The following is a 26,256-nucleotide window of genomic DNA, read 5'->3' as shown; positions in this document are numbered from 1 at the left end:
CGTCGGAGCGAACGGAGCGCCGACGCATGAGGTCACGATTTCGGGTATCGCACAAACGCTCAGTGCGAACCGTCCACCGAACTACGCCCCGAGCTCCTCCGGCTCGGCGAAGCGGTAGCCCACCCCCCACACGGTCTTCACGTACTGCGGCTCGGAGGGGGTCGGTTCAATCTTGTTGCGGAGGCGGTTGATGTGGGTATTGACCGTGTGGCTGTAGCCGCTGTACTGGTAGCCCCACACCTCCTCGAGCAGCTCGTCGCGGCTGAAGGCACGCCCGGGATTGCGGGCGAACAGGAGAAGCAGCTCGAACTCTTTGCTCGTGAGGTCGATGGCCTCCTGGTCGACGACTACCTTGCGCTTCTCCGGCTCAATCACGACCCCTCCGAGCTCAATCGGGGACTCGGCGCCCTGCCCCTGGGCCTCCTGATCGACCTCTACCCGCCGGAAAAGGGCCTTGACCCGGGCCAGCACCTCGCGGATGCTAAAGGGCTTGGTGATGTAGTCGTCGGCCCCCAGCTCCAGGCCCAATACCTTGTCGACCTCTTCGGTCTTGGCGGTTACCATCAGAATGGGCGTCGGGCACCTCTCTTGGCGCAGCCGGCGGCAAATGTCGAACCCGTCGGTACCGGGCAGCATGATGTCCAGAATGATAAGGTCGTACTCGTCCTGGAGGGCGCGCTCCAGCCCTTCGTCCCCGTCGCTCACCTTTTCGACCGCGTGCCCGTCGTCGGTGAGGTGCAGCGTTAGCAAATCCGCAATGTCGTCGTCGTCCTCAACGAGCAGAATGTGCTTGTCGGTGGCGGTGGTCACGGGGGCAATCAGTAGTTCGCAGAATGACGCCTCGTTTACGTCTGTCGTGCAGGCCGGATGCACTGTTACGGAGCCCCGGCGCCAATGATTGTCCCCCTCGCGCGCGACCTGCGTCACTGCCCGGGCCCCGGAAACGTGTACGATGGACGGCTCGTAGGGCGTACGATTGTCTCTTGCACAAATTCCCCCTCCATGTCTCAGACCGCTACGCAGGACTGGACCCTTCGCTCTTGGCGCGAACACGACGCCCTTCAGCAGCCCACGTATCCCGACGAAGCGGCGCTGGAGGAGAAGCTCGCCCATGTCTCGGCCCTTCCTCCCCTCGTCACCTCCTGGGAGGTGGAGAACCTGAAGCAAGAAATTGCCCGGGCCGCACAGGGAGACCGGTTCCTCCTGCAGGGTGGCGAGTGCGCCGAGTCGTTCGGCAACTGCCGGGCGGACGTCATTACGGGCCGCCTCAAGATTTTGATGCAGATGAGCCTCGTGCTCACCTATGGGCTCCACACCAGCATCGTACGGGTGGGGCGCTTCGCGGGGCAGTACGCCAAGCCGCGCTCCTCAGACACCGAGACACGCGACGGGACCACGCTCCCCAGCTACCGGGGCGACATCATCAACGGGCCTGAATTTTCGGCGGAGGCGCGCCGCCCAGCCCCGAAGCGGATGGTGGAGGCCTACTCCAGCTCCTCCCTCACCCTCAACCTGGTCCGGGCCCTTTCCGAGGGCGGCTTTGCCGACCTCCGACACCCGGAGTACTGGGACCTCGACTTCATGGACCACTCGCCGCTCGCGGAGGAGTACCACGCCCTCGTCGACGCGATCGGGGACACGATCGACTTCGTCGAGGCCGTGACCGAGCAGGAGCTCGACTCCCTTGAGAGCGTCACGTTCTACACGAGCCACGAGGCACTGCTGCTGCCCTACGAAGAGGCGCTCTCCCGCTCCGTCCCGCACAAAGACGGCATCTACAACCTCGGCACGCACCTGCCCTGGGTGGGCAAGCGCACCAATCAGATCGAGAGTGCCCACGTGGAGTACGCGCGCGGCATCGAAAACCCCGTGGGCCTGAAGGTGGGGCCGGACATGACGCCCACCAAGCTCAAGACGCTGGTCCGCACCCTGGATCCCGACGACGAGCCGGGCAAGCTTACGCTCATCTCCCGCCTCGGGGCCGACACGATTGGCGACCGGCTCCCCCGCCTCGTCGAGGCGGTGCAGGCCACCGGCCAGTCGGTCCTCTGGATCGCCGACCCGATGCACGGCAACACCGAAACGACCGACGACGGCACCAAGACGCGCCACTTCGACAACATCCTCGGCGAGCTGGAGCAGGCCCTCGACGTCCACGCGGCGGAGGGCTCGCGTCTGGGCGGGGTGCACTTCGAGCTCACCGGCAAGAACGTGACCGAGTGCATCGGCGGCGCGCGCGGCCTGAGCGAGGCCGACCTCGGGCGCGCCTACGAGTCGCACGTCGACCCACGACTCAACTACGAGCAGTCCCTGGAGATGGCCTTCAGCATCGTCCGCAAGTACCGGCGGCTGCACGAGTAGCGGAGCGCCCGCCCCCACGGACCACTGCAGTACCCACTGCAGCAGTATCCACTACAGCGAGACACCAAACTCCTCGTCCGCCCCGAGGGAGCGCACGAGCGCCGCGTAGAGCTGCACGCAGTGCTCGATGTCCTCGGTGTCGACCACCTCCACGGTCGAGTGCATGTAGCGAATCGGCACGGACAGGAGCACGCTCGGTACGCCGCTGCGTGTTTTGAAGATCGAGTCGGTATCGGTGCCGGTGCGGCGGCTGCTCGGCTCGTGCTGGAGTGGAAGGTCCTCCGCGTCGGCCACCTCGACGACGCGCTCGACGAGCTGCGGGTGGTTGGACGTGCCGTGGGTCACGGTCGGCCCGTCCCCAAGCGCAACGTCTCCGTGCTTGTTGCTGTTGATGCCCGGCGAGTCGGTGGCGTGCGTCACGTCGAACGCAATGGCGGCATCGGGATTGAGGCGGTGCGTGATCATCTTCGCTCCGTGTCCCCCAATTTCTTCCTGGACCGAGTTGGCCGCCTGCACCTGCCACGCCGGACGGTCTTCGGCGAGCCGTGCCACGGCCTGTGCAAGGATGAAGCCCCCGAGGCGGTTGTCGATGGCCCGAGCGGTGAGACGGGTGTCGGTCAGCTCGGTCGGGCCCACGTCAAACACCATCGGGCGCCCCACCCGAACGCCCCGGTCGTGCACCTCCTCCTCGTCCTCGGCCCCAATGTCCACGAACAGCTCGTGCACCTTGGGCACCGTCTCGTTCTTGGTGTCGCGGATGTGGATGGCCGTGTTGCCCACCACGCCGGTCACCGGCCCGTCCTCTCCCAAGATGCGCACGCGCAGCCCGCGTGCGATGGCGCGGTCCGAGCCCCCGATGCGGTTGATGTAAATAAAGCCGTCGTCGGTGATGTGGCGCACCATGAACCCAATCTCATCGGCGTGCGCGTCGAGCATGACGCTGGGGGCCTCATCGGCCGTGCCCTCCAGGCGGGCCCAGGCCGTTCCGTACGCGTCGGTCTCCACCGCATCGGCGTGGTCGCGCACGTGCTCGGTCCACACGCGCTGGCCGGGGGCTTCGAAGCCGGTCGGGCTCGGGGTGTCGAGAAGGTCGAAGAAGAAGGATTGCGCGTCGTCAGTCATGCGGAGGGGGGAAGTAGATCAACAAAATTGTGGGCGTCGGGTCAGGCGTTGTGTTTCTATACGGAACGTCCCCGTGCAGTGTCCAGCCCCTCTCCACACGACAGATTTTTTACCGGGGGATGGTCTGATCAATCGTCTCGGGATCGACCACTCCGAAGACGCCTGCGACCGGTGCGTCCTGCGCGTCGCGACGTGCTTTCAGAGCGGCCCCGTCCGACGCCAGCAAAAAGCAGGGGGGCGCGGCGGCCTACATCCAGGGCGCACCTCCAAAACGCCGCCGCTTCGTCCGAAAAGATCCTTCACTGACGCTCGGGACGCCCCGTCACGAGATGTTTGTCGCGTGGTGCGGTGCGGCAGGCACGTCAAATCCCGGAAGGCCCGGCGGTTTCCAACTCGAGCGTCACAGCCTCGGCCTCTGCCCCGGGACCAAAACGAAAAGAAGGAGCTATGTTATACCCGTTTCTTGCATATCGCCGTCGCAATTTCTCCTTCTCCCGTTCATCCATCCCGCCAACCATGCCGACAACAACGGACCGCACCTACCACATGCTGATTGTGGAGGACGACACCGACATCCTCATGGGGCTCGAAGAATACTTCGAGCTTGAAGACTACGAGGTAGACACGGCCGAGGACGGGGAGGGGGCCCTTCAGAAGATGAAGGACATGGACCAGTGCGATGTTGTCCTCCTTGATGTGATGCTCCCCGAGAAAGACGGCTTCGAGGTGCTCGAGGCCTCCCAGGAGATGGGCTTCAGTGCCCCCATTCTCATGATCACGGCCCGGGGCGAGCAGGAGTCGAAGCTGAAAGGATTCGGCCTTGGGGCGGACGACTACGTCACCAAGCCGTTCAACGTGGAAGAGCTGGCGGCCCGGGTGAAGGCCATTCTCCAGCGCACGATGCCGCCCGCCGAGGCCCCGATGGACGTGTACGAGGTCGGGGAGGTAGAGGTTAATTTTTCGACCCACGAGGCGCGCCGGGGCGGCGACGAGTTGAACTTCACAGCCCTGGAATTCGACATCCTCCGTTACCTCATCCAGCACAAGGGCCGGACCGTCACGCGCAAGCAGCTGCTTCGGGACGTCTGGGGCATCGACGAAAACATCATCACACGAACGATCGACCGCCACATGGCTTCTGTTCGCAAGAAGATCGAGCCGGACCCGTCCGATCCCACCTACATCGAGACGGTCTACGGCATTGGCTACCGGTTCGACGACGAGTAGCCCGTCCGGACGAGTGCTCCGGCACGGCTACTTATACCAGTTGCGAGGGATCACCATGCACCGGATGGCTCTGAGACGTCTCGGAAGGCCTGCCGACCTCTGGTATTACGCCGCCTCCTGCTCGGACTCCGTCGTCCGCTCGGCCCCCTCCAGCTTGTACCCAATGCCGTAGACGCTCTGGATGGGCCACGCATCTTCTCCCTCCCCATCCATCACATCCCGAAGAGCATTGACGTGCCGGTCGATGGTGCGCGTCTCAACCTCGGTGGGCAGGTCCCAAACGTCGCGGAGAATCTGCTCACGGGTGGCCGTGCGGCCACGGCGGCGCAGCAGGTACGCAAGCAGTTTGTACTCCAGATCGGTCAGGTCGACGGGCTCTCCGTCCCGCGCGACCTCATCTTCCTCGAGGTTTATGTGGAGGCCCCCGACCCGAAACGTCCCGGTTTCATCGGTCGCCTCCGCCTCCCGCCGAAGCAGCACGTCGATCCGGGCCACAAACTCCTCCGTCTCGAACGGCTTCGTGAGGTAGTCGTCGGCCCCGACCTGAAAGCCCCGCATCTTGTGCTCGTGGTCGCCGAGGCCCGTGAGCATGAGCACCGGCGTGCGGACGCCGTCGTCACGGGACTGTCGGAGCACCTCGAAGCCGCTGAGGTCCGGCAGCTTCGCGTCGAGGACGATGAGGTCGTACCCCGGCAGCCGCGTGGCCTCCTGGAGGGCCGTCTCCCCGGTCTCGGCAAGCGTCACCTCGTAGCCCTCAGATTCCAGATAAAGCAGCAGACTCGTGCTAAGCTCGCTGTCATCCTCAACGACGAGGAGAGACGGGCCTTCGGGATCGGAGTCGGACATGGGAACGGAAAGCTACGTGGGGGAAGATCGGAACGGATGTCGCCGGTTCATACAACGCGGAGCGCGATGCGCTTCGGATCAGGCGCCGCGTCCTATTACCCTTTCGCAACAAGAGGGACTGGTTCAACAGATTCACATCCCCTCGATTGTCTCCGAAGTCTCATCGGCCGTCGCAGGCCCGAACGAGGCCTATGGGAACAGCCAAGGGGCACGCGCGGGAAACGCCCGTTGGTCCGCACGGGAACGTGCAGGACGTCAGCCGTGCATGACCGCGAGGGGCTCCAGCCGCGCCACCTTGCCGGCGAGCCGGGACCCGGCCACCGTCTCCACGACACCGCCGATGTTCTCTTTCAGCTGCACCCCAGCGGGAGCCGAGCCGTCGGCGGACCGGACGGCAACGCCATCCCCCTCTCCGTCGAGCGGCACCGGTTCGGCCTGGTGGTTCGCTTCGTGGCGGCTCATTGTCCGCCCGGCCCCGTGACAGGCCGAGCCGAAGCTCTTCTGCATGGCATCCCGGGTGGCCAGCATGACCCATGAAGTCTCGCCCATGCTTCCGGGCACCAGGACCGGCTGCCCAAGGGCGCGGTACGGAAGCGAGATGCCGGGCGTACCGGGCCCGAAGGCGCGCGCCGCTCCCTTGCGGTGCACGTAGCAGCGCATGTGCTTGCCGTCGACCTGATGCATCTCCACCTGCCCCAGGTTGTGGGCCACGTCGTACACCGTCTTGAGCCGTTGGCCGGCCCCCTCTTCGAGAAGCCCATCGAAGACCTCGCGGACGCGGTGGGCCAACACCTGTCGGTTGGCGTAGGCGTAGTTCGCGGCCGCCCGCATGGCCCCCATGTAGTCTTCGGCCTCGCTCGAATCGAGCGGCACCGACGCCAGGCTGGGATCCGGCGGATCGATGTCGTACGACGGCGCCACTTCCTGAAACCGCTCGATGTAGTCGGCACAGACCTGACGGCCGTACCCGCGGGAGCCGCAGTGAACCTGAGCAACGAGGGTGCCCTCCTTCAGCCCCATCGTGACGGCCGCTGCGCGGTTGAAGACCTCCTCCACGGAGTGAATCTCAATGAAGTGCTCCCCGCCCCCGAGCGTGCCGAGCTGCTGCGCCCCAAGCGACCGGGCCGCCTCACTCACCTTCTTCGGATCCGCCTCGTTAAGACGTCCTCCCTCCTCCGCCCGGACGAGGTCGTCCTGCTGCGCCATGTCCTTGCGCAGGGCCCACTGGGCCCCAGACTGGGCGACGTGGTCGACCTCGCTCTTGTTGAGTGAGATGGAGCCCTCCGCGTCCGTCCCACTTGGGATGTGATTCGTCAGGGCATCGGCGAGGGCATCGAAGTTGCCCTCCGCCTCCTCCACCTTGATGTCCGACCCCAGCAGCCGAACGCCCGCGTTGATGTCGTGCCCAATGGCGCCGGGTGCGATGGTGCCCACCGGCCATTTCGACACGGCCACGATGCCGACCGGGGCGCCCTGCCCACTGTAAACATCGGGCATCACCACCAGGTGCCCCACCAGCCCAGAGAGCATAGAGGTGCGGATGGCCTGCTCGATGGCCTTTCGCTCAAGAATCTCGTCGATGAGGTTCTCACTGGCAAGGATGCGCACGGGCACCCGCATCGCTTCCTGGAACGACTGGGGGATTTCCCATGTGAACTCGTCGATCCGCGTCAGGTCCGTGCGTTCCATAGACTGGGGGCTCGCGCGCTCCGAGACGGGCTGCCGTCCGGAACGCCGCGTCTTGTTGTTTTTGAAACATGAATGAGCGAAAATTGAACCAGGGGGCGAAATTCAGTGTTCCACCCGTCCCCAATTCTGTAGGCTGCTGTGCCTCTTTCTTCGGAACACGCAGGGGGGAGGCTCCGCCCCGTCCGCCCACACAGACGGTGCCTCGGCAGGGACGGGCCTACACCGGCGCTTCGGCCCCCCGCTCCGCCGTGTCGGCCTCGGCACTGCCCACCTCGTGGATCCATCCCCCACCGAGCACGTCGTCGTCCTCGTACAGCACGAGACTTTGCCCCGGCGTGATGGCGCGTTTCGGCTCGGCAAAGGCGACCTTCAGGGTGTCCGCGTCCGGCTGCCACGCAAGGCACCCCGCCCCATCGTCGTTGTAGCGGATGGTGCCCCAGGCCGAGCGCTCCTCTTCAATCTCGGGGTACTTCACGAGGTTAATCTCGTGGGCCGTCAGGGTCTGCTCCATGAGCTCCTCCTTCGGCCCTACCGTGATCGTATTCGTCTCGGGATCGATGTCGGTGACGTAGACCCGCTCGCCGAGCGCAAGGTCAAGCCCTCGACGCTGGCCGACGGTGTAGAACGGATAGCCGTCGTGCTCTCCCACGACGGTGCCGTCACTGAGCACGAACGTGCCGCCGCTCACCTCTTCCGTGAGCCCATCCACACGGTCTTTCAAAAAGCGGGGGTAGTCGTTGTCCGGAATGAAGCAAATCTCGTAGGAGTCGGGCTTGTCGGCCACATTGTCGAGGCCAAACTCCGCGGCCATCTCGCGGATCTCTGGCTTCTCGTACGCCCCGAGCGGAAAGATGGACCGGGCGAGGTGCTCCTGCGGCAGTCCCCAGAGCGCATAGCTCTGGTCCTTGTTGCGGTCGAGCCCGCGGCTCAGGAGGTAGCGCCCCCGTTCATCGTCGTAGCGCACGTTGGCGTAGTGGCCCGTGGCAATGTGCTCGCAGTCCAGGTCGTCGGCCCGCTGCAGCAGGGCATCCCACTTGATGTGGGTGTTGCAGAGCACGCAGGGGTTGGGCGTACGGCCCGAGAGATACTCGTCAGTGAATCGCTCAATCACCCAGTCCCCAAATTCCTCCCGGAGGTCAACGACGAAGTGCGGAAAGCCGTGCTTCGTCGCCACCACACGGGCGTCGTTCATCGACTCGATGGAGCAACAGCCCACCTCTTTGCCCTCCGTCCCCCCGCTGGTCGAATAGTCCCACGTCTTCATGGTGAGGCCCACCACGTCGTAGCCACGCTCCTTGAGCAGAACAGCCGTCACCGAGGAGTCGACGCCGCCACTCATGGCGACGAGCACACGTCCCTTCTCGCTCATGACCTGGAAAGTGAGTTGGGGAGCTGGTAATATAGCTTGCAGTACAACGTATGAACCGCTCTGCCCGGACAGGCGTTCCTGATCTGTCTGTAGGTTTACATTGGGCCCCACTTCCGCCCCGACGGCCCTCATTTTTCGACCGTCCCGGACGGAAATGGGTCTTCAGAAAATATTTGCTTGTACCGCATCTTGGGGAAACGGAGGTTTAGGGACGTTGCTTTTCCCAACTGCCCCCGACCCGTATCCTATGTCCACGTCGACCTCTGCGTCTCGTAGTACCGTCACGACTCCACTCGCCCCCGCGGCCATCGGCCCGTACAGCCAGGGCGTCCTCGTTGACGACCGGCTGTACGTCTCGGGCCAGATTGCAATTGACCCGGACACCGACAGCATGATCGACGGGGCGATTGAGGCAGAAACCGAGCGCGTGCTCGAAAATGTTGGGGCCGTCCTCAAAGCCGCGAGCATGTCGTTTGAGAACGTGGTGCGGTGCGAGGTTTTCGTCACCGACATGAACGACTACGCGCAGATCAACGAGGTGTACGCGCGGTACTTCAACGAACAGCCCCCGGCCCGGCAGGCCATACAGGTCGCAGAACTGCCCCGCAACGCACGGGTCGAGATCTCCTGCATTGCCATCCGGTAGCGCCTTGAGAAGCTGTTTGGCGGACGTTCTGTAGCCCCCCGGCGACTCATCCATCCCCAAACAGCTCCTGCGGCCCCCCTACACGCCCTCTACCTCGAGCCGGTAGTAAACCCGGGCCCGGACCACTCCGGCCCCGGGGGTCTCGAGCTCAAACCGGCCGTCGAGCCCTTCTGCACCATCTTGCACCGCCCGGACAACCGTCCTGCGCGTGTCGTCGACGATCGTGGACCGGCCCTCCGACGGAAATTGAACGCTGGCGACGCGGGGACCGTCCCTTCCCAAAAACAGCTCCACGTTCCTCAGCGACGGGGCGGACACCCGTTCGATCCGCACGCTGTCGACCCGGGCATTGATCACGTCGCGCCGGCTGAATCCGTTGCGGGACAGAATGGCGTCGAGGTCGTCCGACTGAACCTCCGACTCGACCGCCACGTCTCCCTCAACGACATCTTCCTCTGCGTACTCAAACCGGTGCCGGACGGTCGGGGGAAAGGTTGAGTTCGCATTTAGGATGGCCGTGCTGTCCCCCGACGCAAGGTCACAGCTGGTCCAAACCATCCCTCCGGCCATCAGAACGATGAGCAGGGATCCCCGAAGTAGAGTGTGCGCGGCGCTGGTCATGACGCAGAAGGTCGGCTGTAAGGGCCTGGCAGAAAACGCAGGGCATTGACAAGGGCAGCCGAACACCGGCCGGCACCGCCCTCGAATGTCTTTACTCGCTGGAGACGATGCCCTTGTTGTACTGGTTCTTGTACTTTCGCACGGCGCGGAAAATGGCACTCGCCAGGTAGGTCTGCCCGCGGTCGCTGTTGAGGAAGCGCGCCTCCTGGCGATTGGTCAGGTACCCAAGCTCCACGAGGACCGACGGCATCGAGGCGCTCCACAGAACGTAGAACCCGGCCTGGTGCACCCCGCGGCTGCGCCGCTGGACGCGTTCTTTGAACTGGTTCTGGACGATCGACGCGAACTCCTCGCTGAACTGCATGCTGGCGCTGAGAAACAGCTCGCCCTTCACAAAGGCCTCCGCGTCGTATTCCTCGTAGCGATCTGGATTCTCTTCGTACTCCTGGACGACCCTGTTTTCTTGCTTCATTACGCGCCGTGCCGCGTCTGTCTTGGAACGCCCCAGGAAGTACGTCTCCGTGCCCTGGACAGACGACGACTGAAACGCGTTCGCGTGGAGGGAGATGAAGAGGTCACCGCCCGTCCGATTGGCAAGATGCCCACGCTCCTCCAAGGCGATGAATCGGTCGGTCGTTCGGGTGTAGATCACCTCAAGGTCGAGGCGATTCTCGATGTAGTCGCCCAGCTTGTGGGCCACGTCCAGCACGATGTCTTTTTCGTGCAGTCCGTGGGCCACCGCCCCGGGGTCCTTGCCCCCGTGCCCCGGATCAATCACCACCGTGTCGAGCCGTGAGCGCTCACGGGAGAGGGTCGCCATCGGGTCTCGCTGACGCCGCTCTTCCCGCGAGGCCGTCGGGGCTTCGGCGGGAGGCGAAGAACGCTCCGCGGCTACGGGCGTCGCGTCGTCGTACGCGAGGTTCAGGAGCAGGTCGTCGGAGGCCCCATCGCGGTACACCATGGGCGAGATTGAGCGGTCCGCGGTCAGGGCAACCCGAAGAATCAGGTGGCCGTTTTGCTGCGTCAGCGTGTAGGTTTCGATCGGCCCTTTCGGCGTCCGCTTCTCGTAGTCCGCGTGCACGTCTGTGTTGTAGAGCACCCACTTCAGCTCGTGCGCCTTCTCTGACTGTAACATATAGGCCTCGGGAGACGCCGTCGTTTGGACCCGCACAACGTGGCCCTGCCCGTCGGATCGGGGAGAAAAGATCACGTCGGTCACGAGCACCTCGGCCTGCGCCGCCCCTGCCGCCAACAACACCGGTCCCACCGCCAACAGCAGAAGCCCAACCACGCCCCACCGAAGGCCCCAGGGAGACCTGTCCCGGACTTCACGACGACAACCGTTGGGAGCCCGAAACCAATCCATAGACCGGAACGACACTTCTGACGCAGGGCGACATGCGGAGGGCCGTCGTGCACGACCACTAACCTATGCACAACTACCGACCTGTAAGATGCGACACAGCCCTCCTAAAGTAAAGGATGAGGTGACAGGAGGGAAAGAGAGCACGGCAGGCATCGGGCTTTGCACAGAGCCGCTAGCGGCCACGGGTGGAATCGATGAGCTGTCGGAGGTGGCGATCAATCATGCGCTCTCGCATCTGGGCTCGTCGCTGGAGGTTCTCCTGCAGACCCCGAATCTGCCGCTGGAGGCGCTCGATCTCGCGGCGCCGGTTTTCTTGTTTGACCGCAAAAATGTCCTTGAGCATTGCGCGAAGGGTATCGATCTGAGCCTGGCGCTCTCTCCCCTCCGGCAGCAGCCGAACGGTGCGCGCGAGGCGCTGTGCGTCCTGCTCCATCTGGCGCTCGCGCTGGAGCCGTTCGTAGAGCTCTCGGCTGGAGCGCTGCACCGCATTGAGGTACTGCCGGTGGGACGCCTCCGGGCTGTTTGCGGGCCCCATCCCGCCCCGAGACGCAGCGGCCCGTGCCTGCACTGCGTCGCTTCCCAGCACAACGGAGGCTCGTTGCTCGCGCACCTCCTCTTCGCTGATGGGTCTCAACCCGTCTTGCACAACGAAGAGGCGCCCCTTGAGCTCAACGACGGGGCGCTGGATGCCCACGAACCGGTAGTCGGCCTGGACGCTCTGTAGGTTCAGGCTGTCCGGCAGCCGGTCCTCCGACAGGGGCTGCCCGTCGACGTAGACCGTGCCGCCCCGGATGTTCAACGTACGGGTCTGCTGAGCCGACGCCACGGGCAGGAGCCCCCCCCACAGAAGGAGTCCGAGGACGAGCCCGGCGACGAGCCGACGACACGTAGGTCCCAAACAGCGCAAAGCGATCATGGAAACGCGAGACGTGAAGATGAAATGAGCGAGGCAGATCGTGAACATTCGTCAGGGCCGACCGACCCGCTGGAGGGCCCCCCACCGATCCGGGGCGCTTCGGGCCTGTAGCCGGTCGATGCGCCGCTGGATGCGAACCAGCTCCTCCCCGTCGTCCCAGGCCGGAACATCGTCCGTGCTGCTCGTCCGGGTCTCGGCGGCCGTGGGGGCCTGCCGGGCCGGTTCGTCGAGCGCACCGGGCGTCGCGGAGTCCGCGACCGGGCCGTCGGACCTCCCACCGCCCTGCCACCACCCCAGGCCGATCACCATTAGCAGGGCAAGTGCGGCCCCGGCCGTCTGCAGGCGACGGGTCCAGGGGCGGGACGGGGAGCGCGCCGGGCGATCCTCAGCCGGCGACGTAGACCGCGGCCCGGACGAGTGGGCCGCCTCGCGGGCTTCGTCCACCACCTGGTCCACGACCGCCGCGTCCGGCCGGCGTGCGGGCCGGTCGTCCAACGCCCGCTTCGTCGCGGCCAGCTCCTCATACTCGCGATAGAGGTCTTCGTCACCGGACAATCGACGCGCAAGCGCCGACTCATCCTCTTCTTCTCCGTACAGATATCGAATGAGGTGTAGCCGATCGTCCATGGGAAACGGAGTTGCTCTGTGAAGCAGGTCGGAGCGCGTCGGACTCTCTACGGGTCGATCGCGCCGACCAGCGCGGTCTCGTCGGAGGCTTCCATCATCTTTCGAAGGTTCTTGAGGGCATACCGCATGCGGCCGAGGGCCGTGTTGATGGACACGTCCTGGAGCTCGGAAATCTCACGGAAGGTCAGGTCCGTCTCCTGCCGCAGGAGGAGCACCTCTTTCTGCTCAGGCGCGAGCTGCTCGATGTGCTCGTCGAGCCACTCGCGCTGCTCCGCGCGGTGGAGCTGCTCGTCGGCGTAGGGGGAGTTGTCCTCCAGGGTGTCCCAGAAGGACCGCCCGTCGTCTTCGTCCTGCGACACGTCTGCCCATTTTTTCTGCTTCCGTGTGTGGTCGATCGCGGCGTTGCGCGCGATGCTCATCACCCAGCTCAGCCACTGGCCCTGCCGGTCGTAGGACCCACGCTGGCCCTGCATCGCCTTGATCACACGCTCGAAGGTCTTCTGGAAGAGATCATTGGCGACCGCCCGGTCCTTCACCATGCCCATCAGGTAGCCAAAGATACGGTCCTGGTGCCGTTCGACGAGCCGCCGGAAGGCCCCGTCGTCTTCGTTCAGGTACGCCGTGACCAGTTCCTCATCCGTAGGCTGCATGCAGAGACCCTATCGTTAGCAGGTGCCGGGACGTGGGGGCATGGCGTCGGTTCAAACGAGCGTCCCAGCGCAATTATTGTGTGCCCCGTTCGCTCAGGGGATGTATTTACAAGGACCGTTCCGGAGTGGCCTCTCCGCGCTACAGCACCACGTCCACCACCCCTTTCAGTTGCTGGGCTCCCGTCACGTCGATGTCGTAGTCCCCAGCGACACGGTCGAGGTTGTTCTCCGGCACCACCGCCCGATCGAAGCCCAGCTTGGCGGCCTCCTTGAGGCGCGGCTCCACCCGGCTCACGGTGCGGATCTCGCCGCCGAGCCCCACCTCCCCGATCAGGACCGAGCCGGTGTCGGCAGGGATGTCGCGGAACGACGAGGCGGCCGCAATGGCCACGCCCAGGTCCACGGCCGGCTCCTCCAGCCGCACCCCACCGGCGACGTTGATGAACACGTCGTGGTCGCTGAAGGCCAGTCCGGCCCGCTTTTCCAGAACCGCCAGGATCATCTGCAGCCGCTGCGACGCGAAGCCGGTGACGGTGCGCTGCGGGGTGCTGTAGGAGGTGGGCGTCACGAGTGCCTGAATCTCGACCAGGATGGGCCGAGTGCCCTCCAGCGAACAGACGACCGTGGAGCCGCTCACGCCGTAGCCGCGCTCAGACAGGAAGATCTCGCTTGGGTTGGGCACCTCCCGCAGCCCGTCTTCCCGCATCTCAAACACCCCGATTTCGTGGGCCGCCCCGAAGCGGTTCTTCACGCTTCGGAGGATGCGGTACGCGTGGTTCTGATCGCCCTCAAAGTACAACACCGTGTCCACCATATGCTCCAGCACCCGCGGCCCCGCGATGGTCCCCTTCTTGGTGACATGCCCCACGAGAAACGTCGAGAACTCGCGCTCTTTCGTCAGCTTGAGGAGCGAGGCGGTGCTCTCGCGCACCTGACTCACGGAGCCGGGCGCGCTCGACAGGTCGGGCCGGTAGATGGTCTGGATCGAGTCGGCCACGAGCAGGTCGGGCGCCACGTCGTCGACGGCGTTGGCAATTTCCTGCACGTTCGTCTCGGCCAGCAGGTAGAGCGCGTCGCTGTCGACCCCGAGCCGCTGAGCCCGTAGCTTCACCTGCCGCTTCGACTCCTCCCCCGTGACGTACAGAATCGTGTGGTCCGGCAGGTAGCCGCCCAGCTCGGTCATGAGCGTGCTCTTGCCGATGCCGGGATCCCCGGCGATGAGGCTGAACGAGCCCTGCATGATGCCGCCGCCCATGACGCGATCAAGCTCGTCGACGCCGGTGCGGAGGCGGGACTCCCCCTCCATCTCGACCTGCGTCAGCTGGGTCGGCTGGTTCTGCGCCCTTGCCCGTCCGTTCTGTCCGTCCGTGCTGAGGTCTGGGACCCGGGCCTCCACGTCGGCGCTCTCGGCTTCCTTGACGAGCGTATTCCAGGCCCCACACCCGGTGCACTTGCCCATCCACTTGTGGGCCTCGTACCCACATTCCTGACACACGTACTGCGGTTCGGAGCTGGCCATGCAAACAGTGGGGAGCTCGTGTACTGACGATTGCGGACAGGCACGGGCCATCGTTCTGCACGATCCGTGCACGTGCAATGCACTGTCATCCGCCCTCCAGAGATCCCCTACGCCCTCGGCGCAGAGGAACCTCCTCGCCGGATTGGATGTGCATATGCAGGCTGTGACGCAAAGCCTCCCCGCTCCTGGAGGCCCCCGTTCGTACTCTTCGCATTCTGTTCCCTTCCGTCTCGTTGCTCGACACGCTGCTCTCTCCTTTCCGGGCCCTCGGCCGGTACGCAACGCTCATGGGCCGGGCGTTTGCCTCGATCGACAAGGTGGGCACCTACTGGAATAACCTCTTCATCCAGATGGTGCGCGTGGGGATCGACTCGATTCCCATCGTCGCCCTCGCCGCGGCGTTTACCGGGGCGGTGTTTACCGTGCAAACGGCCTACCAGCTGGAGACGCCCTTCATTCCGAAGACCATCATCGGATCGATCGTGGCGCCCTCCATCATGCTGGAGCTGGGGGCCGTGATTGCGGGCTTCATTCTGGCGGGGCGCGTGGGAGCGCGCATCGCAGCGGAGCTGGGCACGATGCGGGTGTCCGAGCAGATCGACGCCCTGGAGGTGATGGGGCTCAACTCCGTCGGGTTTCTGGTCCTGCCGCGCGTGCTGGCCGGTGTGCTTATGTTTCCGGTGCTGTACGTCGTCTCCTGCGTCGTGGGGATTGGGACCGGCATCGGGGTGGGCCACTTCGGGGGCTTTCTGAGCGCCAGCGAGTTCCTGGAGGGCGCGCGCCAGTTTTTCAAGCTGCTCGACCCCACCATCGGCCTCATCAAGTCGTTCGCCTTCGGGTTCATCATCACCTCCGTCGCCTGCTACAAGGGCTACTACACGGGCGGCGGGGCCGTGGGCGTGGGCGACAGCACGACGCAGGCCGCCGTCCTGAGCTGCGTGTTTATCCTGGTCGCTGATCTTCTCATTGCCCTGTTGCTGCTGTGAGCGGCTTGTCTGCCCGCCTTCGCTCCATCGTGTTCCTCCTCGCCGTCCCCGTCTAGCCATGATTGAGATCCAAAACTTGTCGAAAGGGTTCGGCTCCCTCCAGGTGCTGGAGGGCGTCTCCCTCCAGATCCACGACGGCGAGACAATTGCTATCATCGGGCGGTCCGGGTCCGGGAAGAGCGTGCTGATGAAGCACCTCGTCGGGCTGCTGACGCCGGACGAGGGGCGCGTGCTCGTGGACGGCACGGACATCGACACGATTCCCTACGAGGCGCTTCGCCGCCTTCGGCGCCAGTTCGGGGTGCTGTTCCAGGGCGGGGCGCTCTTCGACTCGATGACGACGTTCGAAAACGTCGCCTTTCCCCTCCGCTACTTCTCGTCCCTGGACGAGAAGGGCCTCCAGGACCGGGTGCAGGAGTGCCTCGACCTCGTGCGCCTCTCGGGGGTGGGGGCAAAGAACCCGACCGAGCTGTCTGGGGGCATGCGGAAGCGGGTCGCCCTCGCCCGCGCCATCGCCATCGAGCCCGAATATATTCTCTACGACGAGCCCACGAGCGGCCTCGACCCCGAGACCTCCAACACCATCAACGACCTGATTCGCCACCTCGCCGAGGCGCTCAACGTGACGAGTGTGGTCGTCACCCACGACATGCACTCCGTCCTTTCCATTGCCGACCGGGTGGCCTTTCTCCACGAACGGGACCTGGAGTGGGTGGGGCCTGTGGCGGGCATCCACAAGTGCTCGAACCCGCACCTCAACGCCTTTGTGAAAGCCAACGAGTACCAGGTGGGAGACACCACCCCGGCCTTGTCCGGGCCGTCGGCCTGACCGCTCGGGCCCACTTCGGATTCTTCGCCGTCTTCGCACGCCCCGCTCTCTCGCTACCACCCTCTCGCTCCATGGAGTACAGCAACGAAATCAAGGTTGGAATCGCCATTGTCATCGCGGTGGTCGCGGCCGTCTTTGGGGTTCGCTTTCTCCAAGACCTTCCGCTGTTCGGGGACACGTACGCCGTGCGCGCTGAATTTGAGGAGGCCAGTGGCCTTACGGCGGGCAACCCGGTGCGCATGAAGGGCGTCAACGTGGGCTCCGTGGGGTCCATCCGCCTGGACCAAGAAACCCAGACCGTGCGGGCCCGCCTCCGCATCGAGGAGGGCATCAGCATTCCGGAGGGCTCCCACGCAAAGGTGGCTGGCTTCAGCGGCATCGGGGGCGTCCGCATCAGCATTCTCCCCGGGCCCCGCGAGAACCCTCCGCTTCCCCCGGACGCTACGCTCTCGGCGCCCCCTGAGGGCAGCGTTTTTGACCGCCTTACCGACCAGGCCCCCGAACTGGCGAACAAGGCCGACAGTGTGCTCACGAGCACGAACGCGACCATGGCGGCCCTGAGTGAACAGCTCCAAAACCCCGAGAGTGACCTGCGGCAGGCCCTCGCCTCCGCGAACAACATCGCGGGCGACCTCGAATCGGTCACCGAGGCGGAAAAGGAAACCCTCCGGGCGCTCCTCCAGAACCTGCGGTCGGTGTCGGGCGACCTGGACACGTTCATGGGCGAGAACGGCGACTCGCTGGACGTGGCCGTGCGGCGTCTCAACCAGTCGCTCGACCGGCTCAACCGCGGGCTGGCGTCGTTTGAGGAGACCTCGGCCACGCTCGACACGGTGGCCACCAAGCTGAATGAGGGCGACGGCACGGCCGGGCGGCTCCTCAACGACCCGACCCTCTACCTGCGGCTGGACTCGGCCGCAGCCCGAACCAACACGCTTTTGAAGGACTTCCAGCGCGATCCGGGGCACTACCTCAACGACATGACGCTCGTGAAGGTGTTTTAGCACGGAGGCCTCGGAGGGGCACCTCACCACGCAACCGATCGCTACGCATGGCGGCTCCTGATTCCGACATCGAGGACGGTCCGGAGGACATGGCCTCGGAGGCGGCGATGCGTGCCCCGTCAGGGGACGGCACGACCGAGCGCACCGCGTCGTGGCCCCGCCTGCAGCGGCACATCTTCCGTGCGGCGAGCCGTCACCTGCCCAACGCTGCCGGCGCAGAAGGGGAGGACGTGGAGCCGCCGCCCAAGCACACGGGCCGCTACGCCCGCTGGCTGCCGGTGCTGAAGGCGCTTCCTTGGGTGCTAGGTGCCCTCTTCGCCCTCTCGTTCGTATGGGACTTTCCGGGGGTGCGCCTGAGCGTGGCCGGGTACACCGTCGTGCTCGAGGACCTGCTGCGCTTCACCGCCGTCAGCGGCCTCGTCGGCTTCGGGACGAACTGGCTCGCCATCACGATGCTCTTTCGGCCCCGCGAGGCACGCCCCCTCGTGGGCCAGGGCCTCGTGCCCGCCCAGCGGGAGCGGGTGGCCTACCGCCTTGCCCAGGCCGTAAGCGACGAGCTGATCAACAAGGCCCTCATCAAGGAGAAAATCCGGGAGAGTGGCCTCGTGGCCCAGTACCGCGACCTGCTCGTGGCGGCGGCCAGCGACGTGGCGACCGACGACGCGGTGCGCACGGAGGTAAAGGCCCTGCTCCGCCGCGCACTCCGGGACGTGCTCTCCACCCCGTCCGTCCAGGAGCGCATCGTCGCCCTCACAGCCAAGCAGGTGGAGGCGCAGGCCGGCGAGGGCCTCTCGGGGCTCATGCTACGGGCCTACCGGTACTTTGGCGAGGACAACTTCCGGGCCCGCCTGCGCGAGACCGTCCGGCGCCTGCCCGACGCGGTCGACCCGCTGGTGGAGGAGCTCGACCCGGTGCTCGACCGCCTCCCCGCCGAGCTGGAGCGGCGCGGCGACGAGATGGAGGCGTTGCTCACACGGGTCCTCCTCCGCCTCGTGGATACGCTCGACCTGGAGCGCATGATCTACGAGAACGTGCGGGCCTACGACGAGCGCCAGCTCGAGAGGCTCTTACGCCGCACGACCAACGAGCAGCTCAACTACATCAAGTACCTCGGGGCCGCGCTCGGCATCGTCGGCGGCTTCATCATCTGGGCCCCGGCGGCCGCGCTCGCGGTGGTCACCGTCCTCGGCCTCGCCGTCTACGCCCTAGATGAGGTGCTCTATCGCTCCTCCGCCTGACTCTTGGCCATTCACCTCTTCGCTCTTCGGGCGCGAGGGCTCTTAACTGTGCGGTGTTGACTCCATCGTCGCACAGACAATTTCCCGTCCTCGTACTTTCGTTTCTCTGCCCCCCCACGTCGGCACTTCCTTCTCATCGTTTTCGGGTTCTTGACCCGCGTCCTCGATCTACGTTCCGACGATCATCTAGCGGGCCTCCTCGATGCTGGGGCCGACCGTGTCGACCTAGGCCACCTCAGACCGTTCCGCAGATGAAGCGGGGCGGGCGGCCTCCTCCGGCACGAAGCGAGCGGCGCTTCCCGCAACGGCGAGCGCAGCGATAAGAAACAGCGCTCCTTCTTCGCTAATCACGGTTCCCTCGTTGATAAAAGTTCACGTGACGTTGCCCCGGTCGAACTCGCCGCGAGGACCGTTGTGGTCGAACATCTACGTTCCGACCGCAGCGATTTGATCTCGAAGAAGCTCAAGGGAATTGCTCGCCGATTGATCTGAAGAGTATCCACCTGGAGTTACAGTCTCCGTAGATCCAGTTGCCGAGAGGCCAAGGCCGGCAAGAACAACACAAATCAGCAGTCCGGTGAAACCAATACTGAGCGTCGAGCCATCGTCCATCGCAGTTCTCCTTGATCGGGGTGCCCTCTCTCACTCGGCTGGAATGAGAAATAAATCGGTTCCATTCGAGGTCATAAGATTCAAAACCTTTCCTTCTGGCGGACCAACTTCGTCAATCCCTGAAATAACGTAGCAGTCCTCAAGATCGCCACTCGACCTGACTTCCAGATAGGCCACATCTCGTTTCCCAATTTCTCCGTAGCGACCACAGCGCTTAACCAAAGAGTAGGTCCTCGTGTGGGTCTCGTCGCCGTCCCTGACTGTCATCGTTTCATCATCGGCGAACGTCCATGTGACATCGCCACGGTCGACCTCGCCAAAAAGACCATTGTGATCGAACACCCACGTCCCAACCGCCACTATACGATCCTGAAAAACGTCAAGGGAATCATTCACTGTGTGCTCCAAAGAGGGGTTGGTCGGGATTGTTGCCTCTATATTTCCGCTTACAGAGAGGCCAAGCCCTACGAGGGCAGTGCAAAAAAGCAGACCAGTGACACTAATCTTGAGTGTGGACTTACTAATCATTGGTTCAGTTTTCTAATTTTTACAGTCAATTTCTTTCGCCTTTTCAAAGTGATCCTTCCGGGTCTCAAGTTCCGTATTTCCTACATTGATTGCTTCTGTAATGTCCGCCACGGTCAGGTTGTCCTCGTCGACTTCGTCACTACCGAGGACATTCTCGTCCCAGTATTGAAGTGCAGCAAGCGTACCCGTCCTTGCGTTACTGCTGAGTTTTCCGGGTTTCTCTGTGAAATCGGCAGATCCAAACCCCTCGTTCTGGTACCAGTCCTCGAACGCCCGATAGTTATCCTTCCCCGTAATCTGCATCGGTCCCCTTCCCCTGTATTTGTAAGCATCTCCACTTCCTTTCTCTCCATTCCCTAACCTACCGGCGTAGGCGATTTTAGCTATCTCCTTCGGCTTGCCAATGTAATCAGAGGTCTTGTATTTACCTCCTTTTCCATCGATTGAGAACTCGCTAAATGTTGCAGCTAGGTTCTCAGCATCCTGGTAGTTCAGATTTTCAACCCTCGTAATCGCCCCTTGCGACTCGTGAGCAGTCTGCGCGATGAAGTGCCTCACGTCCTCGGAACTGTCAATTCCATACTTGTCTCCGTACTTCTGGAGAGTGTTGATTAAGGTCTCTTTGGCTGTATCATCAGCCTGATCGAACAGATAATATCCGTCAGCGAGTTCCGCGGCCGATAGGTTGCACCCAATTTCGCCATAGCCAGGCGGATCGGCCGACTCGCAGGGATCGGTCTCCGGATCGGGGCTGTCGATGGGCCCACCGTTGACGCCGTTCGGATAAAGCCTGCGCAGGTTGTATCCATCCTGAGCTAGTCCCCCATCCCATACCCCTCCTCCGAAACTGGGCCCGCCTCCCGAATTGCAACTCTCCCAACTGTCTACGACCCCACAGGTACTACCGGCACAAGTTACGGCGGTGGTCTCCTCACACTCCGAGGACGTTTTATTCTTCTCCCTCGCATCTTTTCTCGCGGAACTATCAGCCTTCTCGAATCCTGCGTTCCGAAGCTGTTTCGGAGAAAAGCGAAAAAAGGAGCGGACCCGCTTTTGTGCTCCCTCCACGTCGGGAAGACGACAGCGAAGACGTACCCCGACATTGCTTGGATGAGGCACATCCGGAGTCTGAATGTGAGCCTTGAGGGGCATGGTTGCCCCGTCGGCCTTTTGCAATGTCGAGTCTGGGTACGACAGCGTCGCGGATCGGAAATAGTAGCCCGGTCCCCGTAGCCCGTCCGAACGGTAAAGACTAATCGTGCAGGCGTGCTTGCCGTCAAACGACTTGCTTTCGATATTGCCGTTTGCTTTTACTTGTGGACTCCTTACCGCCTGCGCCCGGAGCGGTCCAGGATCCGACATGCCCGTGACCACTCGGTTCGGCTCAAGCAGCGAGATCCGAAGACGATCAGAGCCGGACCGATCGGATGGACTGGTCGGAAGCAGATCGCAGGACAGTAGAAAAAGGCCTACAACGAGGGTCGCCGCACAGGCCGGAAGTGTAATGGGGAAAGGAGAGCATCGAATTGGAATCATTGGCCGGGACCGGAGGAGTACGTCTTTTCCATTCAAACGTACCATACAATAGTAAGGGGGGGTAAAACATCAAATCTCTCTTACAGCCCCCCTCGGCCCCACAGTCTTGGCGGTTTGACTCTGTCGCCCCGGGCCTTCACTTTCCAGATTGCCTCCATACACCCTTCTTTCTCCTGCTGTGTCTGTGACCACCACCCCCGAGCCCCTTTCCGGCGTCGACGCGGCATGGCTGCGCATGGACGAGCCGACGAACCTGATGACGATCACGGGCGTGCTCTTGCTCGACGACCCGATGGACGTCGACACGCTCAAGGCACTTCTGGAGGAGCGCTTTCTCGGCTTCGACCGGTTTCGGCAGCGGGTGCGCGACCCGGAGGGCTCCCCGCACTGGGAGCGCGACCCGCACTTCGACCTCGACCGGCACGTCCACCGCACGGCCCTGCCGGGGGCGGCCGGAACGGAAGAACTGAAGGAACGGGTGGGCGAGCGCATGAGCGAGCCGCTCGACCGCGAAAAGCCGCTCTGGGAGATGGACCTGGTCGAGGACTACCTCGGCGGCAGTGCCCTCATCGTGCGGCTGCACCACTGCATCGGCGACGGGATGGCGCTGCTGCAGGTGCTGCTCTCACTCACCGACGAGCACTTCGACCCGGGCCGCTTCCCGACGGCCGAGGACCGCGGGCTGCTCTCCGGCGTGGTGCAGGGCGCCCTCCACACCGTCCGCGGCACCGTCGAGGCCGGGCGACGCCTGCTCCGTGAAGGCGCGAAGTCGCTCGTCCGTCCGTCCCACGCCCTGCGGCGCGTGAAGCAGGGCCTGAGCTTCGGGGCCGCGCTGTCAAAGTTTCTCTCGCTCCCCCACGACGACGGCACGCCGCTCAAGGGCGAGCTGGGGGTCAAGCAGCGCGCCACCTGGTCCGCCCCGCTCGACCTGACGCGCGTCAAGCGCATCGGGGCCGTCGTGGACGCGAAGGTGAACGACGTGCTGCTCGGGGCCGTGGCGGGAGCGCTGCGGTACTACCTGACCTCCCGCCCGGAGCCGACCGACGCGGAGACGGTGCGCGCCCTCATCCCGGTCAACCTGCGCCCCCCGGAGCAGGCCTTCGAGCTGGGCAACCGGTTCGGGCTCGTGTTTCTGGACCTGCCCGTCGGCCTCGACGAGCCCCTGGAGCGCGTGCTGGCGGTGAAGCAACGGATGGATACCCTGAAGGGCTCGGCGGAAGCGGTCGCCGCACTGAGTGTGTTGGAGGGCCTCGGGTACCTGCCGCTGAGCGTAGAGGACCGCGCCGTGCGCCACTTCAGCAACCGGGCCAGCGCGGTGATGACGAACGTGCCGGGCCCGCAGGAGCCGCTCCACATGAAGGGCCGGCACGTGCAACACGTGATGCCGTGGGTGCCGCGGGCCGGGCACGTGGGCCTGGGCGTCAGCATCTTTAGCTACGACGGCACGGTGCGCCTCGGCATCGCTAGCGACGCCGGCCTGATCCCCGACCCCGACACGATCATCGAGGGATTCGAGCGGGAGTTCGACCGGCTCGCGGACACCCTGCTGCCCGCCGCGGAGGACGCCCCGAAGCGTCCGCCCCCGACGGCAAACTAGCCGTCGTTCTCTTCGGCCAAGCGTGCGAGGCGCTCGACCCGATCGGCGAGGGCCCCAATTCCTTCCCGAAGTTCCTGGACCTCGTCGCGGGTCGGCACACCAACCCGCCGAAGCATCTCATTCACCTCGCTCTGGACGCGCTCCTCCGTCGCCCGGAGCACGTCGTCCTCCTTCGTCATGGCCCGCACCCGTCGGGCCGTCGCCTCCGTGCGCTCGCGCCGGGCCTGCTCCCACGAGCGCCCCTCGTCCACGAGCGCATCGAACACCTGCGTGCCGGCGTCCTGCACGGCCCCAATGACCCCGAGGCCGGCCCACCACGCCGCACGGGCCCCGCGAAGCATGCCGCCCACCACCGCAGCGGGCCCCGGCAGCCCCCACCCCAACGACCGCGATCGCGTGGACGACGCGGACGGCTTCGGTCCAGCCTGCTCGGTTCGTTTGCCGCGCGTGACGGTAATTGTGGGGCCGTTCTCACTCATGAGTCTGTGCGGGCGGTGTGGCACGGAGGATTCTGTCCGTTCAACACGCACCTAGTACGTTTTCTCCACGTCCGCCGCCACCGACATCATGCCGCGGAAGACCCCCATGTTGGACATGATCTGCATCATGGAACCGTCGATCTTGTAGTCCGGCGACGCGATGGCCTCGGTGGCGCCCATCTCGCCCTGGTCCATCTGCACCCACACGTCGTAGGGCGCCGTGGCCCGCGCCATGACGGCGTCGGTGTCGACCCCTTCTTCACGCATCTGCTCGGAGGGGGCCTCGTCGATCCACACGTCTGCGTCGGTCACCTGTCCCTCCTCGAACGTGTAGGTGGCCGATACGTCCTCGTCGTCGGGCGTGTCGAGGCAGCACAGCTCGATGGTCTCGGAAAAGGAGCCCGCGGTGTCCTGAAATGCATCGTCGTCGTTGAGGGCCTCGACGAAGCGTTCGACGTACTCGGGCGTCCAGTAGCGGGGAGCGTCGCTCATGGGGGAGGAGAGATTTGAGGGAAGACCGCGCCGTAGTGTAGCCGTGCGGAGGGGAGAGTGGCAAGCGATAAGCCCCACGACACCGCCCAGCCCGGATTGTTTGCGACACGCCTGTTCCCCACCGTCGGGCCTCGTTCGGGAGGCAGTTCTGCTCCGTCCACCCTCGCTCCTCAATCCGTAATCAAACCACAGACGCCCGACCCACATGCTCCTCCGGCCCTATGAATCAACCGGGCCGGCGCCCTTTCCCCAGGAAGACATCAGGCGAGAAACCCCTCGGCCGAAGAGCTGCCCGGCGAGGCCAAGGGTGACACCGAGCCCCATCCCGAAGATGGCAAGTTCCTTCACCCCCAGGTACCTGCTGGCACTGAGAAATCCCATCCAGGAGAGCGTGCGCTGAACGATGCCGGTCTGGTCGGAGACCACGAAGAGGACGGCCCCAAATACGAATCCAAAGAAGGCAGACCGGACCAGGTCCTCGATCAGAAGGCCTCCGATCAGAGAGCTAGATGGGTTCTCGTCTTCGCTCTGGTTCATGGGGATGGATGTTCAGACACAGAAAAAGGCCTGCTGGGACAAGCGTACGGGAGCAGGCGCACGGCATCGCCTTGGACCGCCTCTCACCAACGCCAACCCCACAAACTTCGCTCCGCAATGCCTCTCTCCGTCCCGTAACGGAGTAGGAAGGACTGTTCGCAGGGATCAGTTCTCCGGACCCGGGCACTCAGGAGGCGAGGGCCGGACGGTTCAAAAACCAACACGGCGGCGAGGGCGGCTCGCCCCCGGTCGAGAATCGAGCGAGCCCCTACGTCCCTACCCTCTTTTCGCCCGAGCATCATGGGCCACGCCGCATCGATCAACGGGCTTTGGGGGGCTTTCTCTGGGTGGAACCGTGGCTTTAAGATCCCGCATTTGCTGTTTATTCCGTTCCGGGCAGACCGGTCCAGCGTCTCTTTTGATTTACGAAATAGAAGGCACGAAATTCTCAGGTCCCACGGGATGATTGCGAGCAGAGCCCCCAGGCCTCTGCGCTGATCACACCACGCGGCCGGTCTTCGCTCCACTCAGGGGCCATCCCACCACGCGAACGAACTGCCCCGAACAAATGGAGGGCTCTACACGAGCGAAGTGAGGACCACGGGGCATGCCCCTTGCGATGGGGTATCGTGAACCCGTTACAATGTGTAAAAAGCGGGAACGACCAAGCAAGGATAGGTGAACCAGCAGTTGTACTTTCCTTCTTACTCGGCTCGCCCCCGACCTTCTCCCGACGTTCGGGGCGTGCGAGCCACTCCGCTCCCACTTCACATATCTCCTCTTGCTATGGACGAGCGCAAACTTGTTGAGACGCGAGTTCGGGACGTGCTACGGACGAAGGGCACCCTACAGCAGAACGGGGATGTCCTCACGGCCGGGCCCACCGACACCGTTTACGACTGCATCGACGCCATGGTAGACCGGGGCATCGGGTCCATCATCGTGATGGAGAACGACGAGATGGTCGGAATTTTTACCGAGCGGGACTACATGCGCGATATCGCCCTGAAGGGGCGTTCGTCTCCGGAGACCGAGGTTCGGGAGGTGATGACGCAGGAGGTCGTCACTGCCGAGGCGGGCGATCAACTTCGGGACTGCCTCGATCGCATGAACACCCTGCAGTGCCGTCACCTCCCGGTGGTCGACGACGAAGGAAGCCTCGCCGATATCATCTCGATGCGGGACTGTGCGCAGCAGATCGCTGCGTCGGCCGAGTCGGGCGCGACACAGCTGGTGAACTACGTGACGGGCCAGTATTCCACCCGGTAGAAACAGGCGATTCCTTTCGGGGGACAGGATTCGGCGAATCGGTGATTGGCTCTTTCGATGCATACGGCCGTTCGGGCCCGGGTGCGCCCTGAGCTTCCCCCCTGACACACGAAAAGTTTTGCCGGCAGAAGATCTGCGCTGATCGCTCCAGCATCGGTCACCCCGGAGGGCCTGCGACCGAGCCCGCCTG

26 protein-coding genes are annotated in these 26,256 nt (G+C 64.2%); 9 read left to right on the top strand and 17 right to left on the bottom strand.

Annotated features, from left to right (window positions below; all coding sequences use genetic code 11):
- Positions 1-81: 81 nt before the first annotated feature.
- Positions 82-810 carry a response regulator transcription factor gene (locus B7R93_RS08265; protein ID WP_103020631.1) on the bottom strand — a complete coding sequence of 243 codons (729 nt, stop codon included), beginning with the start codon at positions 808-810 and terminating at the stop codon, positions 82-84.
- A gap of 192 nt (positions 811-1,002) precedes the next feature.
- On the opposite strand from B7R93_RS08265, the gene B7R93_RS08260 reads away from it, so the two are divergent.
- Complete coding sequence (locus B7R93_RS08260) at positions 1,003-2,361, top strand: class II 3-deoxy-7-phosphoheptulonate synthase (RefSeq protein WP_103020314.1); 1,359 nt, start codon at positions 1,003-1,005, stop codon at positions 2,359-2,361.
- Between the two features lie 51 nt (positions 2,362-2,412).
- Here B7R93_RS08260 and B7R93_RS08255 read toward each other — a convergent pair whose 3' ends face one another.
- Complete coding sequence (locus B7R93_RS08255; RefSeq protein WP_103020313.1) at positions 2,413-3,483, bottom strand: M42 family metallopeptidase; 1,071 nt, start codon at positions 3,481-3,483, stop codon at positions 2,413-2,415.
- A 516-nt stretch (positions 3,484-3,999) separates the two neighbouring features.
- On the opposite strand from B7R93_RS08255, the gene B7R93_RS08250 reads away from it, so the two are divergent.
- On the top strand, positions 4,000-4,710 hold the full coding sequence (locus tag B7R93_RS08250; protein WP_103020312.1) for a response regulator transcription factor: 711 nt from the start codon (positions 4,000-4,002) through the stop codon (positions 4,708-4,710).
- A 105-nt stretch (positions 4,711-4,815) separates the two neighbouring features.
- On the opposite strand, the gene B7R93_RS08245 is transcribed toward B7R93_RS08250, so the two are convergent.
- From B7R93_RS08245 to mnmA, 3 genes are all read right to left on the bottom strand, one after another.
- Positions 4,816-5,556: a response regulator transcription factor gene (locus B7R93_RS08245; RefSeq protein ID WP_103020311.1), complete on the bottom strand. Its 741-nt coding sequence runs from the start codon at positions 5,554-5,556 to the stop codon at positions 4,816-4,818.
- Between the two features lie 255 nt (positions 5,557-5,811).
- Positions 5,812-7,245 (bottom strand): RtcB family protein, encoded by a 1,434-nt coding sequence (locus tag B7R93_RS08240; RefSeq protein ID WP_103020310.1) that lies wholly within the window; start codon positions 7,243-7,245, stop codon positions 5,812-5,814.
- 217 nt (positions 7,246-7,462) lie between these two features.
- Positions 7,463-8,614 carry a tRNA 2-thiouridine(34) synthase MnmA gene (mnmA, locus tag B7R93_RS08235; protein WP_103020309.1) on the bottom strand — a complete coding sequence of 384 codons (1,152 nt, stop codon included), beginning with the start codon at positions 8,612-8,614 and terminating at the stop codon, positions 7,463-7,465.
- 247 nt (positions 8,615-8,861) lie between these two features.
- Between mnmA and B7R93_RS08230 the strand changes: the two genes are divergently transcribed.
- Positions 8,862-9,260 carry a RidA family protein gene (locus B7R93_RS08230; protein WP_103020308.1) on the top strand — a complete coding sequence of 133 codons (399 nt, stop codon included), beginning with the start codon at positions 8,862-8,864 and terminating at the stop codon, positions 9,258-9,260.
- Between the two features lie 78 nt (positions 9,261-9,338).
- Here the strand turns inward: B7R93_RS08230 and B7R93_RS08225 are convergent, their stop codons facing one another.
- The 6 genes from B7R93_RS08225 to radA all read right to left on the bottom strand — a co-directional run bounded on the left by B7R93_RS08225 (position 9,339) and on the right by radA (position 14,959).
- A complete protein-coding gene (locus B7R93_RS08225) occupies positions 9,339-9,818 on the bottom strand; it encodes a hypothetical protein (protein ID WP_232798199.1) in 480 nt (159 codons plus the stop codon).
- Between the two features lie 154 nt (positions 9,819-9,972).
- Positions 9,973-11,247 (bottom strand): N-acetylmuramoyl-L-alanine amidase family protein, encoded by a 1,275-nt coding sequence (locus tag B7R93_RS08220; RefSeq protein WP_103020306.1) that lies wholly within the window; start codon positions 11,245-11,247, stop codon positions 9,973-9,975.
- Positions 11,248-11,419: 172 nt separating this feature from the next.
- Entirely contained in the window at positions 11,420-12,163 is a 744-nt protein-coding gene (locus B7R93_RS15850) for a hypothetical protein (protein ID WP_232798198.1), read from the bottom strand.
- A gap of 51 nt (positions 12,164-12,214) precedes the next feature.
- Entirely contained in the window at positions 12,215-12,790 is a 576-nt protein-coding gene (locus B7R93_RS15845) for a hypothetical protein (protein ID WP_232798197.1), read from the bottom strand.
- A gap of 47 nt (positions 12,791-12,837) precedes the next feature.
- Complete coding sequence (locus B7R93_RS08210; protein ID WP_103020305.1) at positions 12,838-13,440, bottom strand: RNA polymerase sigma factor; 603 nt, start codon at positions 13,438-13,440, stop codon at positions 12,838-12,840.
- A gap of 139 nt (positions 13,441-13,579) precedes the next feature.
- The gene (radA, locus tag B7R93_RS08205; RefSeq protein ID WP_103020304.1) at positions 13,580-14,959 is read right to left on the bottom strand and encodes a DNA repair protein RadA; all 1,380 of its coding nucleotides are present in this window, start codon (positions 14,957-14,959) and stop codon (positions 13,580-13,582) included.
- A 233-nt stretch (positions 14,960-15,192) separates the two neighbouring features.
- On the opposite strand from radA, the gene B7R93_RS08200 reads away from it, so the two are divergent.
- The 4 genes from B7R93_RS08200 (at position 15,193) to B7R93_RS08185 (ending at position 19,016) form a co-directional block, all read left to right on the top strand.
- Positions 15,193-15,945 carry an MlaE family ABC transporter permease gene (locus tag B7R93_RS08200; protein WP_103020303.1) on the top strand — a complete coding sequence of 251 codons (753 nt, stop codon included), beginning with the start codon at positions 15,193-15,195 and terminating at the stop codon, positions 15,943-15,945.
- 58 nt (positions 15,946-16,003) lie between these two features.
- Positions 16,004-16,774: an ABC transporter ATP-binding protein gene (locus B7R93_RS08195; protein WP_103020302.1), complete on the top strand. Its 771-nt coding sequence runs from the start codon at positions 16,004-16,006 to the stop codon at positions 16,772-16,774.
- 71 nt (positions 16,775-16,845) lie between these two features.
- Positions 16,846-17,778 carry an MlaD family protein gene (locus tag B7R93_RS08190; protein ID WP_103020301.1) on the top strand — a complete coding sequence of 311 codons (933 nt, stop codon included), beginning with the start codon at positions 16,846-16,848 and terminating at the stop codon, positions 17,776-17,778.
- 47 nt (positions 17,779-17,825) lie between these two features.
- On the top strand, positions 17,826-19,016 hold the full coding sequence (locus tag B7R93_RS08185; RefSeq protein ID WP_103020300.1) for a DUF445 domain-containing protein: 1,191 nt from the start codon (positions 17,826-17,828) through the stop codon (positions 19,014-19,016).
- Between the two features lie 225 nt (positions 19,017-19,241).
- Here B7R93_RS08185 and B7R93_RS16025 read toward each other — a convergent pair whose 3' ends face one another.
- The 3 genes from B7R93_RS16025 to B7R93_RS08175 form a co-directional block, all read right to left on the bottom strand.
- Entirely contained in the window at positions 19,242-19,367 is a 126-nt protein-coding gene (locus tag B7R93_RS16025; protein WP_262507556.1) for a hypothetical protein, read from the bottom strand.
- Positions 19,368-19,658: 291 nt separating this feature from the next.
- Positions 19,659-20,156 carry a hypothetical protein gene (locus tag B7R93_RS08180; RefSeq protein ID WP_103020299.1) on the bottom strand — a complete coding sequence of 166 codons (498 nt, stop codon included), beginning with the start codon at positions 20,154-20,156 and terminating at the stop codon, positions 19,659-19,661.
- A gap of 12 nt (positions 20,157-20,168) precedes the next feature.
- Entirely contained in the window at positions 20,169-21,308 is a 1,140-nt protein-coding gene (locus B7R93_RS08175) for a glycoside hydrolase family 19 protein (protein ID WP_232798196.1), read from the bottom strand.
- Between the two features lie 562 nt (positions 21,309-21,870).
- Here B7R93_RS08175 and B7R93_RS08170 point away from each other — a divergent pair.
- A complete protein-coding gene (locus tag B7R93_RS08170) occupies positions 21,871-23,289 on the top strand; it encodes a wax ester/triacylglycerol synthase family O-acyltransferase (RefSeq protein WP_232798195.1) in 1,419 nt (472 codons plus the stop codon).
- Here B7R93_RS08170 and B7R93_RS08165 read toward each other — a convergent pair.
- The 3 genes from B7R93_RS08165 to B7R93_RS08155 form a co-directional block, all read right to left on the bottom strand.
- The gene (locus tag B7R93_RS08165; protein WP_103020297.1) at positions 23,286-23,768 is read right to left on the bottom strand and encodes a phasin family protein; all 483 of its coding nucleotides are present in this window, start codon (positions 23,766-23,768) and stop codon (positions 23,286-23,288) included. The genes B7R93_RS08170 and B7R93_RS08165 overlap by 4 nt on opposite strands.
- A 51-nt stretch (positions 23,769-23,819) precedes the next feature.
- Positions 23,820-24,260, bottom strand: a complete 441-nt coding sequence (locus B7R93_RS08160; RefSeq protein WP_103020296.1) for an SCP2 sterol-binding domain-containing protein — start codon at positions 24,258-24,260, stop codon at positions 23,820-23,822.
- A 219-nt stretch (positions 24,261-24,479) separates the two neighbouring features.
- The gene (locus tag B7R93_RS08155; RefSeq protein WP_103020295.1) at positions 24,480-24,797 is read right to left on the bottom strand and encodes a hypothetical protein; all 318 of its coding nucleotides are present in this window, start codon (positions 24,795-24,797) and stop codon (positions 24,480-24,482) included.
- A gap of 786 nt (positions 24,798-25,583) precedes the next feature.
- Here B7R93_RS08155 and B7R93_RS08150 point away from each other — a divergent pair.
- Positions 25,584-26,066, top strand: a complete 483-nt coding sequence (locus B7R93_RS08150) for a CBS domain-containing protein (protein ID WP_103020294.1) — start codon at positions 25,584-25,586, stop codon at positions 26,064-26,066.
- Positions 26,067-26,256: the final 190 nt, after the last annotated feature.

It is taken from the genome of Salinibacter altiplanensis (assembly GCF_002894645.1).
GTDB lineage: Bacteria > Bacteroidota > Rhodothermia > Rhodothermales > Salinibacteraceae > Salinibacter > Salinibacter altiplanensis.
This window is presented reverse-complemented; position numbering and strand designations above follow the sequence as displayed.

What these genes read in the sequence shown, in the direction of transcription:
- B7R93_RS08260 (WP_103020314.1), top strand. Translation starts at nt 1,003, where the DNA reads ATGTCTCAGACCGCTACGCAGGACTGGACCCTTCGCTCTTGGCGCGAA.
- B7R93_RS08255 (WP_103020313.1), bottom strand. Translation starts at nt 3,483, where the DNA reads ATGACTGACGACGCGCAATCCTTCTTCTTCGACCTTCTCGACACCCCG.
- B7R93_RS08250 (WP_103020312.1), top strand. Translation starts at nt 4,000, where the DNA reads ATGCCGACAACAACGGACCGCACCTACCACATGCTGATTGTGGAGGAC.
- B7R93_RS08245 (WP_103020311.1), bottom strand. Translation starts at nt 5,556, where the DNA reads ATGTCCGACTCCGATCCCGAAGGCCCGTCTCTCCTCGTCGTTGAGGAT.
- B7R93_RS08240 (WP_103020310.1), bottom strand. Translation starts at nt 7,245, where the DNA reads ATGGAACGCACGGACCTGACGCGGATCGACGAGTTCACATGGGAAATC.
- mnmA (WP_103020309.1), bottom strand. Translation starts at nt 8,614, where the DNA reads ATGAGCGAGAAGGGACGTGTGCTCGTCGCCATGAGTGGCGGCGTCGAC.
- B7R93_RS08230 (WP_103020308.1), top strand. Translation starts at nt 8,862, where the DNA reads ATGTCCACGTCGACCTCTGCGTCTCGTAGTACCGTCACGACTCCACTC.
- B7R93_RS08225 (WP_232798199.1), bottom strand. Translation starts at nt 9,818, where the DNA reads ATGGTTTGGACCAGCTGTGACCTTGCGTCGGGGGACAGCACGGCCATC.
- B7R93_RS08220 (WP_103020306.1), bottom strand. Translation starts at nt 11,247, where the DNA reads ATGGATTGGTTTCGGGCTCCCAACGGTTGTCGTCGTGAAGTCCGGGAC.
- B7R93_RS15850 (WP_232798198.1), bottom strand. Translation starts at nt 12,163, where the DNA reads ATGATCGCTTTGCGCTGTTTGGGACCTACGTGTCGTCGGCTCGTCGCC.
- B7R93_RS15845 (WP_232798197.1), bottom strand. Translation starts at nt 12,790, where the DNA reads ATGGACGATCGGCTACACCTCATTCGATATCTGTACGGAGAAGAAGAG.
- B7R93_RS08210 (WP_103020305.1), bottom strand. Translation starts at nt 13,440, where the DNA reads ATGCAGCCTACGGATGAGGAACTGGTCACGGCGTACCTGAACGAAGAC.
- radA (WP_103020304.1), bottom strand. Translation starts at nt 14,959, where the DNA reads ATGGCCAGCTCCGAACCGCAGTACGTGTGTCAGGAATGTGGGTACGAG.
- B7R93_RS08195 (WP_103020302.1), top strand. Translation starts at nt 16,004, where the DNA reads ATGATTGAGATCCAAAACTTGTCGAAAGGGTTCGGCTCCCTCCAGGTG.
- B7R93_RS08190 (WP_103020301.1), top strand. Translation starts at nt 16,846, where the DNA reads ATGGAGTACAGCAACGAAATCAAGGTTGGAATCGCCATTGTCATCGCG.
- B7R93_RS08185 (WP_103020300.1), top strand. Translation starts at nt 17,826, where the DNA reads ATGGCGGCTCCTGATTCCGACATCGAGGACGGTCCGGAGGACATGGCC.
- B7R93_RS08180 (WP_103020299.1), bottom strand. Translation starts at nt 20,156, where the DNA reads ATGATTAGTAAGTCCACACTCAAGATTAGTGTCACTGGTCTGCTTTTT.
- B7R93_RS08175 (WP_232798196.1), bottom strand. Translation starts at nt 21,308, where the DNA reads ATGCCCCTCAAGGCTCACATTCAGACTCCGGATGTGCCTCATCCAAGC.
- B7R93_RS08165 (WP_103020297.1), bottom strand. Translation starts at nt 23,768, where the DNA reads ATGAGTGAGAACGGCCCCACAATTACCGTCACGCGCGGCAAACGAACC.
- B7R93_RS08160 (WP_103020296.1), bottom strand. Translation starts at nt 24,260, where the DNA reads ATGAGCGACGCTCCCCGCTACTGGACGCCCGAGTACGTCGAACGCTTC.
- B7R93_RS08155 (WP_103020295.1), bottom strand. Translation starts at nt 24,797, where the DNA reads ATGAACCAGAGCGAAGACGAGAACCCATCTAGCTCTCTGATCGGAGGC.
- B7R93_RS08150 (WP_103020294.1), top strand. Translation starts at nt 25,584, where the DNA reads ATGGACGAGCGCAAACTTGTTGAGACGCGAGTTCGGGACGTGCTACGG.